The organism is Thermosporothrix sp. COM3 (genome assembly GCF_059696735.1).
Genome location: NZ_AP019376.1, coordinates 6,696,356 through 6,711,285, shown reverse-complemented (window position 1 = coordinate 6,711,285; position 14,930 = coordinate 6,696,356). Strand labels below are relative to the sequence as shown.

The 14,930-nt window shown below is 51.6% G+C and carries 11 protein-coding genes and 2 tRNA genes; 10 read left to right on the top strand and 3 right to left on the bottom strand.

The annotated features are described in order from the left end of the window. The first annotated feature begins 210 nt into the window (after positions 1-210). The 7 genes from KTH_RS28720 to KTH_RS28690 all read left to right on the top strand — a co-directional run bounded on the left by KTH_RS28720 (position 211) and on the right by KTH_RS28690 (position 6,537). Positions 211-627: an ArsR/SmtB family transcription factor gene (locus KTH_RS28720; protein ID WP_211326070.1), complete on the top strand. Its 417-nt coding sequence runs from the start codon at positions 211-213 to the stop codon at positions 625-627. A gap of 217 nt (positions 628-844) precedes the next feature. Then, positions 845-920 (top strand) — tRNA-Arg (locus KTH_RS28715). Positions 921-958: 38 nt separating this feature from the next. After that, positions 959-1,031: transfer RNA gene (locus KTH_RS28710), tRNA-Arg, on the top strand. Positions 1,032-1,170: 139 nt separating this feature from the next. Further along, positions 1,171-1,581, top strand: a complete 411-nt coding sequence (locus KTH_RS28705) for a DUF983 domain-containing protein (protein WP_111320541.1) — start codon at positions 1,171-1,173, stop codon at positions 1,579-1,581. A 27-nt stretch (positions 1,582-1,608) separates the two neighbouring features. Continuing rightward, positions 1,609-2,466 (top strand): ROK family protein, encoded by an 858-nt coding sequence (locus KTH_RS28700; protein ID WP_170142440.1) that lies wholly within the window; start codon positions 1,609-1,611, stop codon positions 2,464-2,466. Positions 2,467-2,644: 178 nt separating this feature from the next. Beyond that, the gene (locus KTH_RS28695; protein ID WP_111320537.1) at positions 2,645-5,119 is read left to right on the top strand and encodes an ATP-dependent Clp protease ATP-binding subunit; all 2,475 of its coding nucleotides are present in this window, start codon (positions 2,645-2,647) and stop codon (positions 5,117-5,119) included. Between the two features lie 197 nt (positions 5,120-5,316). Beyond that, a complete protein-coding gene (locus KTH_RS28690) occupies positions 5,317-6,537 on the top strand; it encodes a tRNA dihydrouridine synthase (protein ID WP_111320535.1) in 1,221 nt (406 codons plus the stop codon). 397 nt (positions 6,538-6,934) lie between these two features. Here KTH_RS28690 and KTH_RS28685 read toward each other — a convergent pair whose 3' ends face one another. Then, on the bottom strand, positions 6,935-7,132 hold the full coding sequence (locus KTH_RS28685) for a hypothetical protein (RefSeq protein WP_111320533.1): 198 nt from the start codon (positions 7,130-7,132) through the stop codon (positions 6,935-6,937). Between the two features lie 623 nt (positions 7,133-7,755). Between KTH_RS28685 and KTH_RS28680 the strand changes: the two genes are divergently transcribed. The 3 genes from KTH_RS28680 to KTH_RS28670 all read left to right on the top strand — a co-directional run bounded on the left by KTH_RS28680 (position 7,756) and on the right by KTH_RS28670 (position 11,744). Next, entirely contained in the window at positions 7,756-8,373 is a 618-nt protein-coding gene (locus tag KTH_RS28680; RefSeq protein WP_111320531.1) for an SRPBCC family protein, read from the top strand. Between the two features lie 717 nt (positions 8,374-9,090). Beyond that, positions 9,091-11,010, top strand: a complete 1,920-nt coding sequence (locus tag KTH_RS28675) for a bifunctional homocysteine S-methyltransferase/methylenetetrahydrofolate reductase (protein ID WP_111320529.1) — start codon at positions 9,091-9,093, stop codon at positions 11,008-11,010. 167 nt (positions 11,011-11,177) lie between these two features. Continuing rightward, positions 11,178-11,744: an NADPH-dependent FMN reductase gene (locus tag KTH_RS28670; protein WP_497622293.1), complete on the top strand. Its 567-nt coding sequence runs from the start codon at positions 11,178-11,180 to the stop codon at positions 11,742-11,744. A 68-nt stretch (positions 11,745-11,812) separates the two neighbouring features. On the opposite strand, the gene lepA is transcribed toward KTH_RS28670, so the two are convergent. Further along, positions 11,813-13,633 (bottom strand): translation elongation factor 4, encoded by a 1,821-nt coding sequence (gene lepA / locus KTH_RS28665; RefSeq protein WP_111320525.1) that lies wholly within the window; start codon positions 13,631-13,633, stop codon positions 11,813-11,815. Next, positions 13,630-14,769, bottom strand: a complete 1,140-nt coding sequence (mnmA, locus tag KTH_RS28660; protein WP_111320523.1) for a tRNA 2-thiouridine(34) synthase MnmA — start codon at positions 14,767-14,769, stop codon at positions 13,630-13,632. The genes lepA and mnmA overlap by 4 nt, the downstream gene beginning before the upstream one ends. Positions 14,770-14,930 lie beyond the last annotated feature (161 nt).

Genomic DNA, 14,930 nt, shown 5'->3' with positions numbered 1-14,930 from the left:
ACACTCAATTATATTTCATGTAAAACGAGAAAGAGAACGAGGGTAAGCCGCTGAGAAAAGATATATAGCGGTACCTTTAGCAGCAATTTGGATAGAGTTCTATAATTATTATAGGTATCTAGTTATTATAGGTATAGGTACCGTATAAAAAAACCCCAGACTGAAACGTAGGTTTGACATCCGGTTGGGAGGATGGAAGGAGAGAAGTTTATGACATCTATGAATCAGGGTAATACCAATCGTTCTACAGCTACCAGCCCGAATAATGCATCCAATGTATTACATCGTAATACTTCACCGTTAAGCAGCACGACTGTTGGTATTGCGCCGAAGTTCGTTCCGACATTGAGTGAGGATGATGCGGTTGTCCAGGCGCGCTTGCTCAAAGCGTTGGCAGATCCAACGCGCTTGCGTATCCTGAGCCTACTCAGTCGCCATGAAGGCGAAGTGTGTGTGTTTGAAATTGTTGAAAGCTTCACCCTTGAGCAGCCTACAATTTCGCACCACCTGCGTATACTGCGAGATGCTGGATTGGTCGACTGCCGAAAGAAGGGTCTGTGGGCCTATTACTATGTTCGCCGCGAAGCACTGGCACGTGCACGCGACGTTATTGAGGCACTCGCTTAGCCCAACCGTCCCGGTACAGGGAGACCGAGCATTCCCTGTGCCGGGATCTCTACAGCGGCCAGAGTAGAACCGGCTCAAGGCGGGCAGTTCGCTCAGGCCGCGGCTCCGACAGAGAGCCCGTAGCGCGGCGAAAAAATTCGTGGGCACCACCCCTTGACAAGTTCAGCGAAACGCTGTATTATACTGTCCGTAGCAACGCAGGAGCGAAGCAAAATACGATCCCGTAGCTCAGTGGATAGAGCGTCAGATTGCGGATCTGAAGGTCGGAGGTTCGACCCCTCTCGGGATCGCCAGTTTCCCTTGTTGTTTCTACAGTACAATTGCATATCATGATCCCGTAGCTCAGTGGATAGAGCGTCAGATTGCGGATCTGAAGGTCGGAGGTTCGACCCCTCTCGGGATCGCTTAGAAGGCCGGTTACTTAGCCGGTCTTCTCTTTTTCTTTCTCCTCTGGTTTTTCCTGTACGCATTTGCTACAATTACAGCAATGAGCCTGGTCGCTCTACTACGCTTTTCAGCGCCAACCACAGGAGAAGGGGAACCATGAAAATTGCACTGACAGCCCTCCTGACCCGAGGTCTGCTTCTACGCTGCCCGATTTGCGGAAAGGGGGCACTCTTTCGACGTCCTTTTGTGATGTACGAACGCTGCCCACACTGTGACTTTCGCTATGATCGTGGCGAAGAAGGGTACTTCAGTAGCTCGATGGCGATTAATCTGATCATCAGCGAATTCATTGTGACCGCAATGACCATTCCGGTAGCCGTCGCCTCATCCGCTGCGGGAGAAGATATGATAGCAGCTCTGTTGCATATGCTGATCTGGTTTGTGCCAACCGCGATATTGCTTCCATTCATCTTTTTCCATCATAGTCGCAGTCTCTGGATAGCAATGGACCATTTCTTCCATCCAGTCACACGCGATGCCCTTGAGAAGCATACACGACTCTTCTAGCGTCATGGTATTCAGGAGTTGAGCCCTGTGACCGAGCAAGCACCACATTTTATTGGCATTGATATCGGCGGGACAAATACCCGTATAGGCAGCTTTCGCAGCCTGGATGTTCCCGCTTTTACGCCACTCGCTCGCTTTCCAACTCAGCAGGACTATAGTACTCAGAAAAAAGAGATCTTTGCGGCGCTACAGAAGAGCGCCCCCCTTGCTGGAATCGGTATCTCTTTTGCGGGACGAATCGCACTGGATGGCCGCTCTGTGATCAACGCGCCGAACCTGCCCGGCTACGTCAATCAGCCCCTGGTTGATGAGTTGGAGGCGCATTTTCGCTGTCCGGTCCGTCTGGCCCATGATCCGGTTTGCGGCTTGCTTGCTGAGAAACAATTTGGTACACTACAAAACAACGATCGCAGTGCTTATCTGACGCTCTCGACCGGAACCGGGGCCGCGTTTCAACTGTGTAAAGATGGTACAACCATGACGATATCAATTGAAATAGGGCACCAGCTACTTGACGGAAACACACTTCCCTGCCTGTGTGGGCAAATTGGTTGTCTGGAAACCTTCACCGGCGGACGCCAGATAGAATCACGAACAGGAGTCTCGCTGGCTCAAACGCACGATCCCGCTTTCTGGGAGACATTCTGTGATAAGCTCTCGCTTGGGCTGGTTAATCTGGCTTTGCTGACAAAAGTTGATGCGGTAGCAATAAGCGGCGCAATCGCGCTTAATCATTCTTTTCTTCTGCCGCGCCTGCAACAATTATTGGAGAAACGTCTAACCTGGTCCTATTTGACCCTGCATCGGGCCACCTTTGGAGAAGATGCACCACTTATCGGGGCAGCCTTACTCCTCACAACACCGGAAAATAGCATACTTCACTGAACCACTTCACCCGGTTCTTTCTCTTTCAGAGAGAGAAAAGAGCTTTCCCACACCATCCCTTGAGTGATCTTCTCTATTTTCTACAGAGCTCTTTTTCTCTCTCTAGAAATAAGAACCATAACCGATAATTACTCTTAGCACGACATCTAGTAACGTTCTCTGAAGGATTGATGAAAATATGGCACGCAATAGATATAAGAATTTCACTGAAGAAGCTCAAAAGGTCATAGCGAATGCCCGTCAGGAAGCCATCCGCTTGCGTCATCGCTCAGTTGGTACGGCACACCTGCTTCTGGGCCTGCTGAAGAAGCAAGATCCCTTGATAGAGGCTCTTTTTGCCTCCATTCATACCAGCTCATACCGGGTGGCACAAACCCTCGAATATGTTCTGGGCGTTGGGAATAAACCGCTTCTGAGCACCCCTGCCATCAATCCTTCTGCGCGAGCGACGCTTCAACGCGCCGAAGAAGAGGCCGCCGCAGATCAGGCGGAACTCGTATCCGTCCAGCATATACTGCTTGCTATTCTGACAGAGACGGATAGTGCAACTCAGGGCGTTCTGGAAAGCCTGGATATTAAAGCAGACGTAATACGACAGATGCTTTCTTCTCTGACAGCAAAAGGATACGATAACTTGCAAACAGCCATTCATTATCAAGGACTTTACGATCAGACGCCAACCATCAATCAATTTAGCCGTGATCTCACGCTGGCCGCTCTCTCAAACGAGCTCGACCCCTTAATTGGCCGTGAAGCCGAGCTAGAGCGTAGCATGCAGATCCTGTCTCGTCGCTCGAAAAACAATCCGGTCTTGATCGGACCTGCTGGCGTTGGCAAGACTGCGATAGCTGAAGGGCTGGCAATGCGCATTATTGAGAATCGCGTTCCTGAGAACCTTCGCGGCCTGCGTGTCGTTGCCCTGGATATTCCAGCACTCACCATTAATACGCATCTACGCGGTGAGTACGAAGAGCGCCTGAAAACCATTCTACAAGAATCAAGCGAGGCAGGGAATATTATCTTTGTTCTCGATGAGCTGCACACGTTGATGCGCTCAGGTTCAAGTCAGGGCTCAACGGATGCCGCGAATCTCTTCAAGCCCATGCTCGCTCGTGGCACATTCCGCTGTATTGGCTCCACAACGCTGGACGAATATCGCACCAGTATTGAAACCGATCCAGCCCTTGAGCGCCGCTTCCAGCCCGTCATGGTTGGTGAAACCAGCCACGAGGATACAGTGGAGATCCTGCGAGGTCTGCGCCCGCATTATGAGACCTTCCATCAGGTGACCATTACGGATGAAGCGATCGACGCGGCTTCGCGCCTTTCCGCTCGCTATATTCATGAACGCTTCCTGCCAGATAAGGCAATCGACCTGCTGGATGAAGCGGCTGCGCGTCTCAGCGTACAGCGGACCTCAGCACCAAACCAGATTCTTCAGTTGCGTGATAAAGCTGAGAGCCTGCGCCGCGAGAAAGAATATGCGATCGTGCATAAGAATTTCCCGCAAGCGCTCTCGCTGCTAAAACAGGAGCGTCAGGCACGCGAACAACTGCAACACGCTGAAGCTGCCTGGCATGAGAATAATCAGCAGGCCCCGGTTATCGGCAAACAGGATATTGCACAGGTTGTTTCGGCCATGACCGGTATCCCTCTCTCTCACATCTCGTCTGAAGAAGGTGAGCGCCTGTTACAGCTCGAAGAGAAGCTGCATCAGCGCGTGATTGGACAGCATGAGGCGGTTGAGACAGTGGCACGTGCGATTCGCCGCGCCCGTACCGATATCCGCAATCGCCGCCGCCCTATCGGGACGTTCCTGTTCGTTGGGCCAACTGGCGTCGGTAAAACAGAACTGGCACGTGCGATCGCCGAGACGCTCTTTGGCGATGAAAGTGCTCTGCTCCAATTTGATATGTCTGAATTTATGGAACATCATAACGTCTCACGCCTGGTTGGGGCACCTCCGGGCTATGTCGGTTACACCGAGGCGGGACAGTTAATCGAAGCAGTGCGCCGCAAGCCATACAGCGTTGTGCTCTTTGACGAGATTGAGAAGGCACACCCGAAAGTCTTCGACCTGCTCTTACAGGTTCTGGAAGACGGCCGCCTGACCAGCGGCGATGGTCAGACGGTCAACTTCGCCAATACAATTATCATTCTGACCTCCAATACCGGAACAGATAGACTGAAGAAGAGCAGTGCGGCTTTCTTTGGACGCAAACAGGAAGGTGCACAGCAGCGAGACATGAGCGCTCAGGTCAATGAGGCCTTAAAAGAGACCTTCCGCCCTGAATTCCTTAACCGCCTGGACGACATTATCGTCTTCCATCCGCTGACACAGGGGCAGATCCGCGAGATCGTAAACAACCAGATTCAGAAGATTGCCACCCGAATCGCGGAACAGGGCATCAAGCTGCAAGTTACCGACGAGGTACGAGAGCGGCTCGCTAAACAGGGCTACTCCGCCGAATATGGCGCACGCCAGTTGCGCCGTGTCGTCGAGAACCAGCTAACCGATATGCTGGCTGAGGCTCTGCTTCAGGGCAAGATCGCGGCAGGTCAAGAAGTGGTGGTTGAGGCAGGAGAGAAAGCACTGACACTGCGTCAGCCCGTTCCTGTCGGCAGCTCAAAGAATCAACACGCCGCCGCTTGATGAGCAATCTACCCCCCATTCTTCAGAGCCAGAGAGAGACGGATGTGCTCCCTCTGGCTCTTTCTTGTCTATTTGACCGATCCAGAGATGACATGCTATCATGAGAAGACGCTGAAACATCTGACTTCCACAATATAAATCTTGCTGGCGGTCTGTACTATAGAAAACCCTTTACCGAGAAGAAGCCGAAGAAGCCTATGAAACTGCAATCTTTCTGGAACACACTTCAACGTCCAATTGTGGCGCTTGCCCCAATGGATGGCGTCACCGATGCCCCATGCCGCACCATGCATGGTCTGTATGGCAAGCCCGATATTGTTCTGACCGAATTTACGAACGTCGAGGGACTCTGGCGCGGCAGTGACCGGATTTTCCGTGACTTCCTGTACACGCCAGCAGAACGCCCTGTCGTGGCTCAGATTTTTGGCTGTCGGCCCGAATACTTCTACAAAGCGGCCCACGTCGTCTGTGAACTGGGCTTCGATGGTGTTGACATCAATATGGGCTGCCCGGCCAAATCTGTCGCCAATAAAGGCGGTGGCGCCGCTCTGATTCGCATGCCAGACACGGCAAAGGCAATCATTCGGGCAACACAGGAAGGGGTTCGCGATTGGGCCAATGGTCAGACGCTCGAAGATCTGGAGATGGACCCGGAACGTATCAAGCGCATTCGTCAGATGAACGAGGAACGCGTGCACATCTGGGGCGATACCGCGCGTATTGAACGTCGCCTGATCCCGGTTTCAGTGAAGACGCGCCTTGGTTATGACTCCATTGTCATCAAAGACTGGATCAAAGAGCTGCTTGAAATGGATCTGGCAAATATCTCGCTGCATGGCCGTACGCTCGTTCAGCACTACAAGGGCTTTGCCAACTGGGACGCTATTGCCGAAGCAGCAGAGATCGTGCATGCCAGCAAGACAGGCACGCTCATTATGGGCAATGGCGATATCCACAACCTCTATGAGGCAGCGCGGCGCATCCGCGAAACCGGAGTCGATGGCGTCCTGATTGGTCGCGCCACCTTTGGCAATCCCTGGCTTTTTCAGACAAAAGAGCAGATGAAAGCCGTGCTCAACTCAGGACTTGAGCCAACACCAGAAAATATCCCGGAGGTCATGCCTACACGTGAGGAGCGCCTGTTGATGGCATTGGAGCATGCACGCGTGCATGCCAAAATCAAGGGCGAATCCCACTTCGTTGAGCTCCGTAAGCATATGGGCTGGTATCTCGGTCACTTTCCTGGAGCCAAGAAGGTACGCAACGAGCTGGTCTGTATCAACTGTCTGGCCGACGTGGAGCGCATTATTCTCCAGGCTCTTGAGCAGCCCGACGCAGCCGAGGAGGAGTCCTTTGTTGCCCCCACCCTTGAGGAAGAGGTGCATGATCCCGAACTGGATATGAGCTGTAGCCTCTAAAGGATAAAGCGAAGAGGATCAGGCCTTTACGGTCCTGATCCTCTTTTTTTTATGTGTTTTCAGCTATAATCCATCCCTGTAAAAAGGCTGGATTGCAGAAAAAAGACAAAAGAAACGATCAAACGTTATTTTTATACTTATAAACACAACCTAAATACTGAAGTCAGACAGACAAAGAAAAATTCCCTTGCGGGAACAAAAGAACCAGGAGAAAGAGTGGCGGTGGAGCACACTCCGCCCGTTTCCCGACTCCCCATATAGTAGAGTACCAGAGGACAGCCCTTTCAATACCACTTGAAAGAGAGACAAACTATCCCTTCAGGGCATCTCAGCGCCTCCCTTTGGCCTGAATAGACACTACAAGGAGAGACAGAGTATGCGGAAATAGAGTGTGCGCCTACACCAGCACTTCGGCTAAATCACCCATCAATTCCTGGATCTCGCGCAGCCGCCGTTCCGCGATTTCCACGTTTTCGAGCGCCTGAGCAAGAATACGAGCCTCTAGCGAGGGGTACGACTCAGCAATTTCCGGATCAATAGAACCGACCAGTTCTAAAGCGCGGCTAAGCTTGTCGTCCAGTGTTGCCGTTGACATAGCTATTACCTCACCTCATCGTAAAATATGCAATGGTACGAATAAAAAGACCATCTATAAAACAATGGTTCATCACCATGAACTAGCAGGCTCACAAGCGATAGTTTTATACTCTACTACGAGTCTAGTACGTAGTCGTAGTAGACTAAGTTTCAGCTTTGAAAGCAAAACCCCTTGTATCTATGTCTATATTACACTAGACGCAATAAACCCCAAAATAAAATAGCCAACATTCCTATTGCAGAGGCCTATTAGCCGCCGTCTGCACGCTTTATCTCTACCGTTTTGCTTCAAGCATACCACCGGGTACCACAAAAACATATAGGGATTTCTCTTGATATTTTCCCGGGAAAACACCTGATTTTCTCGGGCCATCCCCGCTGTTTTCCGCATTCGCTGCGTCAGCACCGCTATTTATCGCTTCTCGGAGTAATACTACAATCCATTCCAGTAGAGAACCGAATAAAAATCTACTCAAGAATACAATAGTTGTGCTCTATTTATTGATCCTCTTCTCTCTATCGTGATAGAATCACTGGATAGACAGAAGAACCATGAAACGATCATTTAACAAGCACACGTGAGATCCTGAGAGTGACTTATCCTCGAAAGGAGGAAGACAGATGGCTACACCATTTACGCAGCATCACGTCTCAGTTGTAGTAAACGCTCCTGTGCATGAGGTTTATTCCCTGTTCGCCCACTTTCGTGAATACCCGGGTTTTTTGAAAGTGATGAGCTTCATCAAAGAAGTCACCTATTACGACGATCAAAGAAGTCACTGGGTTGCAGAACTATTCGGACGTCATGAATGGGATGCCATTCGAGAAAATTGGGTCGAAGGTCAGCAAATCGGTTGGCGCTCCACGAAAGGCCTGGAAAACTTCGGGAAAATCACATTTAAGCCCACAAGTATGCGTCAGACGCTGATCGAGATTACCATCCACTACAAGCCGCCCGCCGGAGCCCTGGGCGACCTGGGCGAGAAACTGGGTGCCGGCTCACGCCTGGAACACGTACTGCACAAAGATCTCACAGATTTCGCCCGTATGGTCGATCAGGCTCCACCAGGTGCACTTGATCCCGCTTCTCCACACTTTCTTTTCCCAAACAAGAGCACCGGGCAAACCAGTTATCGGCGCGATGAGCATGAGGGCAGCTCGAATCGCATCGCGGAACATCTCCATCAGCAGCAGGAGAAGGCGGTATGGCCTTATCAACGCGAGGATACATCGTTCTAGCGCTCCTCATCAGCGCTCATACGCATTTCTTGAACAATGCAATGAAGCTCAAGTATAGCAGAACCATAAATACTCAACTATAATGTTTACGGTTGAACTTTCTATATATGTATGTCATTTTATAAAAACAAACGGAAACACATACTATGAGTCTTGACATTCCATACTGAATATGTTATATTCAAATTGTTCCCCCCAGGGGACCTACCAGAGAAATCACAGAGACTCTGGCATTCGGGCCAATGGCCTAGATCCGAAGGAGGGCTTATGAGAATCATGAAGAAACCAATTCGGATACTGGGGATGGTGTATCAAATTGACTAGGAGTGCCCGTAGAGGCGGGCTTCCAACCATCCTGAGTCTCTAAACCGTCTGATGTTCCAGCATCTCATAGAGAAATGAGTATGCTAAGCCTTGATCGACGACTTTCGTCGAGAAGACGGTAAGAGATATTCAGGATCTGCAATAACCCGGTTGTTGGGTAGTGTAAGTAATTGGCCTACGCGGATTAGGACTGGGTTGAAAGAAAGAAAGAAAAACTGGGTTAAACAGTTTCGCAGAAGAAAAAAGAGTCGGGTTGAGATTTCTGTTCTCCCCGGCTCTTTCTTTGTCTTTCCCCTTCTTCTTTTTCCCTCGCTGGACTCCCTACCACACAGATGGTATACTCCCAGAGAATATTATTCGCCATAAGCAGGGTACTGGAGACGAGGAAAACGTATGCGAACACAACACCCCTTTCTGGAACGATTGCAGCGAGGCCCAATTTTATGTGATGGCGGCATGGGCACACAAATCTATGCTCGCGGCATCTCCTTTGAGCGTTGTTTCGATCAACTCAATCTGACCGATCCAGAACTGATTAAAGCCATTCATCTTGATTATGTCGCCGCCGGTGCCGAGATTATCGAGACCAATACCTTCGGCGCAAACCGCTATCGTCTGCAAGAACATGGCCTGGAACACAAGGTACACGATATCAATCGAGCGGGCGCGAAATTAGCCCGCGAGGTCCGCGACATGAGCGAGCAGCCAATCTTTCTGGCGGGGAACATCGGTCCTCTGGGAGTTCGCCTGACTCCACTGGGAACCGTCAAGCAGCAGGAAGCCCGCGACGCCTTCCGTGAACAGGCTGAAGCGCTGCTTGAATCAGGAGTTGATCTGCTTATCCTTGAAACGATTTCGGATCTCGGCGAAATGCGTGAAGCCTTACAGGCCATTCGTCCCATCACTGACGTTCCCATCGCTGCCCTGATGACTTTTGGCGAAGATAACACTGTCACCAGCGGAGAAGATCCGCATACCGTTGCCCGCGTAATGAGCGAGCTCGGCGCTGATCTTGTTGGCGTGAACTGTGCTCTGGGTCCTGCCGGCACACTGAGCGTTATTGAGCGCATGCAAGACGAACAGCATGCGTTTCATCTGGCCGCACAGCCTAATGCGGGCCTGCCGCGCCGCGTGGGGAATCGCTTCATCTATATCTCTTCCCCCGATTATTTTGCCGAGTATACCCGCCATTTTCTGCAAGCAGGTGTGCAACTTGTCGGCGGGTGTTGTGGCACTACCCCCCAGCATATCGCCGCGATGAGCAAAGTTCTGCGTGAGTTTGCTCCTGAGCTACAGCAGCGTCCCAAACCTGTCAAAGAACAAGCAAAAATCGAGCTGGTCTATGATAAACGGGTGCAGCAACAGCCCCCCCGAGGCACAAAGGCTCCCTCAACCCGTCTTGCCCAGTTGCTTGCCGCGGGCCGCTTCGCCGTGAGTGCTGAAATGCGACCGCCACGCAGCATCAAGTTTACCCGCTTCCTGCAAAATGCTGAATATCTCCGCGATGCCGGAGTCGATGTGATCAATATCCCTGATAATGCGATGGCCCGAGTACGCATGAGCAATGTCGCAGCCGCACGCCTGATTCAGCAGTTTGTTGGCACCGAGACAATCATTCACTTTACACCTCGTGACCGCAACCTGATGGCTATGCAAAGCGACCTGATCGGAGCACATGCAACCGGCATTCGCAATGTTCTGGCAGTGACAGGCGATCCCCCGACACATGGCGATTTTCCCGGAGCTACTGGCATCTGGGACGTGGATAGTATCGGCCTGATCACAATCCTCAATAATCTCAATCGTGCGATCGATGGAACCGGGCGCAAACTCGCCTCGGCAGCATCCTTCTTCATTGGCTGTGCCGCGACTCCTTCAGCCACAGATCTGGATCTGGAAATTGAACGCCTGCAACGCAAGGTCGAGGCTGGAGCAAACTTTATCATGACCCAGCCGGTCTATGATCCTGAAACTTTACTGCACTTCTTCGACCTCTACAAACAGCGCTACGGGGCGTTGCAGATCCCGATTTTGGTCGGGCTTCAGCCACTCCATTCGTATCAACAGGCCGAGAAATTTCATAATGAGGTTCCCGGTATCGTGATCCCTGATACGGTACGCAAACGCCTGAAAGAGGCAGGCGAACGCGGCATTGAAGCAGGATTAGAGATCATAAAAGAGCTTCTGAGCGCGATCTATCCTCATATTCACGGCGTATATATCATGCCCCTTGATCGCTATGACCTTGTCAGAGAGCTCCTGCCATACATTCGCTCCCTCACCGAGCCAACCTCGGATAGCCAGCACTCTTGAACACGATCAGGGCAGGGCGTTCCCCTGCCCTCGCTCTTGACTCGTCTCCTCGATAGTGCTATTTTGTACTTATCTTTTGAAAGCACCTAGCCTTTGATTATGTGCTTCTTATTTTTGTGCTTTCATTGTACATATCCCAAACAAGAGAACTCATTTGGAGGAACACATTGACCATTCACATCGTAGGTTTTACAGGTAGTATTCGCAAAGGTTCATTCAATCGCGCCACTCTTGAGACAGCAAGAGAGCTGTTGCCCTCCGATGTCGAACTTGAGATTATCTCTATAGGTGACCTGCCCCTTTTCAACCAGGATCTTGAGACAAATCTTCCCGAACCGGTTGTTCAGTTCCGCGAAAAGATCCGCAATGCAGACGGCCTTCTCATTTCCTCGCCGGAACACAACCACTCAATGCCCGCCGCTCTGAAGAACGCGCTTGACTGGTCCTCGCGCCCGGTTAATGATCCTATCATGCGCGGCAAACCCACAGCCGTTATGGCCGGTGGCGCCAATACTGGGGCCGTTCGTGCTATGGAGCATGTGCGTCAGGTTCTCCTGCATCTTGAAGTCAATCTGGTTAATAAGCCAGAGGTGCTGTTCTTCAATATCTGGAATCTTGTCAACGAAGAAGGCAAGATTACCGATCCAACCACCCTACAGTTCATGAATACCATGCTTCAGAATCTGGTCGCCCTGATCCGCCAGACAAAGGCTGATCTAGCGCTGGCCCACTAAAGGGAACCTTTCCCGGGACAAAAAACCCCTCGTGTCCAGATTGGGGCACGAGGGGTTCTCTTTGGGGTCTACTTACTGCTGCTCCCATCGCCGAGCGATAGAACTGCCATAAACGCTTCTTGTGGGATCTCCACACTTCCCACCATCTTCATGCGCTTCTTACCTTCTTTCTGCTTTTCCAGCAGCTTGCGTTTACGCGTGATATCACCACCATAACACTTGGCAAGCACGTCTTTTCGCATGGCCTTCACGGTCTCACGGGCAATCACGCGTGAGCCAATCGCCGCCTGAATAGGCACCTCAAACAACTGACGTGGGATCAGCCCGCGTAGCTTCTCAACCAGTGCCCGCCCCTGATAGTAGGCCTTATCACGGTGAACAATCAGGGATAACGCATCGACCGCCACGCCATTGACCAGAATATCCAGCTTGATCAGATCGGACGCCTCGTAGCCAGCGAAGTTATAGTCCAGCGAAGCATAACCCTGTGTGCGTGACTTCAACTGGTCGTAGAAATCAACAATCAGTTCAGCCAGCGGCATCTTATAGGTCAGCAGCACACGCTCGGACTCGATGTATTTGAGATCGACATAGATTCCTCTGCGCGTCGTCACCAGATCCATAATCGTTCCAATATAGCGCGAAGGAGTAAAGATGGAGATATCCATAAAGGGCTCTTCAATCTTCTCGACCTCGCCCGCAGAGGGCATTTCCGAGGGGTTATCGACCTCAATTACCTCACCATCAGTCTTGGTAACCAGATAGGCCACGCTAGGTGCCGTAGCAAGGATATCCAGATTATACTCGCGTTCCAGACGCTCCTGAATGATCTCCATATGCAGCAGACCCAGGAAGCCACAGCGAAAGCCAAAGCCGAGCGCCTGCGACGTTTCAGGCTCATAATAGAGCGCGGCATCATTGAGTTTCAAGCGTTCCAGCGCATCACGAAGTTCCGGGTAATCCTCACTTGCGACCGGATAGAGACCAGCAAACACCATCGACTTGGCAGGCTGATAACCCGGCAATGGTTGCGCCTTGCCGAGCGCACCAGGAACCGTGACTGTATCACCCACACGGCAATCTTTCACATTTTTAAAGCCGGTCGCGATATAGCCCACTTCTCCGGTTGTCAACTCGCCAGAAGAGACCAGCCGAGGATGGAAGAAGCCAGCTTCCAGCACCTCAGTTGCGCTTCCGGTCGCCATCATGACAACCTTCTCTTCAGCATGAAGCACACCGTCGACAACGCGCACATAGGCAATCACGCCCTTATACGCGTCATAGTGCGAATCAAAGACCAGCGCGCGCAACGGTCCTGCTGGATCTCCGGCAGGAGGGGGAATCTGCTTGACAACGGCCTCCAGAATATCAACCGTCCCGATTCCCTCTTTCGCAGAGGCAAGGATACATTCCTCTTTTGGCAAGCCAATGACGTCTTCAACCTCTTGTTTCACCTTCTCAGGATCGGCGCTCGGCAGATCAATCTTGTTAATCACAGGGATGATCGTCAGATCAGCTTCCAGAGCAAGATACAGGTTTGCCAGCGTTTGCGCCTCCACCCCCTGGGTCGCATCGATCACCAGCAGCGCCCCTTCGCAGGCGGCCAGACTTCGCGAGACCTCATAAGCGAAGTCCACATGTCCGGGCGTGTCGATCAGGTTGAGCTCGTATTCCTGCCCATCCTGCGCGGTATATTTCATACGCACGGCCTGCGCTTTAATGGTGATGCCCTTTTCTCGCTCTAGCTCCATCTGGTCAAGCGTCTGTTCCAGCAACTCGCGTTTAGAGACGGTGCCAGTAAATTCCAGCAGGCGATCTGCAAGGGTAGACTTGCCGTGGTCAATATGAGCAATAATACAAAAATTACGAATATGAGCTTGATCTGTCATTCGATGATACCTCCACCCAATACCTCTTCGCCATCCTCACCGCCATAGAGCACAGCGGCCTGCCCCGGAGTGATAGCGCGTTGTGGGTGCCTGAGTTGTACCAGTGCCCGCTGTTCGGGGAGCGGCGTAATCAAAGCGGGTTGCTCAGGGGCTTTGTAGCGCACGCGTACCAGCGCTTCAAAGGGGGCTCCCGGGATATCGCCGCTGACATAGTGCATATTCTTGACAGTAAACTCTGTCTTTTCCAGAGCCGCCGCCGGTCCAACAATCAGCGCATTGCGTTCGGCATCAATGCGCAGAACATGCAAAGGCTCTTTCGCGGTAATACCCAGGCCTTTACGCTGGCCCACAGTGTAATATGCCAGCCCTCGATGACGCCCCATGACATTGCCCTGCACATCATAAATCGGGCCGGGACGCGGTATGGTGATCAGGCTAGTGGAGTTCCCTTCTTCCACTCGGGCGGCAGCATACCGATCAATAAAGCCCCTGTAATCATTTTTCGCGACGAAACAAATTTCCTGACTCTCGGCCTTTGAGGCGACGCGCATTCCTCGCTCCGCCGCCATCGCGCGCACCTGAGGCTTGGTATAGCCACCCAGAGGGAAGCAAGCATGTTCAAGCTGATACTGATTTAAGACATGCAGAACGTAGGACTGGTCCTTCTCTGGATCAAGGCCGCGCCGCAAGCGCCGCTTCCCTGTGACAGGGTGATTATCCACACGCACATAATGGCCGGTCGCCAGATAATCGGCATCCAGAGCCAGCGCCTTATTGAGCATCACCGTAAAACGAATGTGCCGGTTACAGGTCAGACACGGGTTTGGTGTGCGCCCTGCGACATATTCATCATAAAATGAGTCAACGATTTTATCTTTAAATTCCTGCTCAACATTGACAAGATAAAAGGGAATGTCCAGCATGCGGGCAACACGACGAGCATCATCAACCGACTCAAGCGAACAACACTTGTTCTGGACGACGCGCTCAACTCCGTCATCTTCTTCCTCTATCACCCCCGGCTCAGACCAGAGGCGCAGCATAATTCCAATGACTTCATGCCCTTGTTCTTTGAGAAGCGCGGCGGCAACCGAGCTGTCCACGCCGCCGCTCATTGCGACGACAATGCGAGCCATACAGAAATTACCTATCTTTTGCAATGAGCGCCTGCAAAGACGCAGAGACAATATACCAGAATGAATACTTGCTGAAATGGAGGTCCCGGCAAGCTATACAGGAGAGAGCTTTTTACAGATCTATTTTCGGAAGAGACGTAGAAAAAAGGACTAGCCAGGAG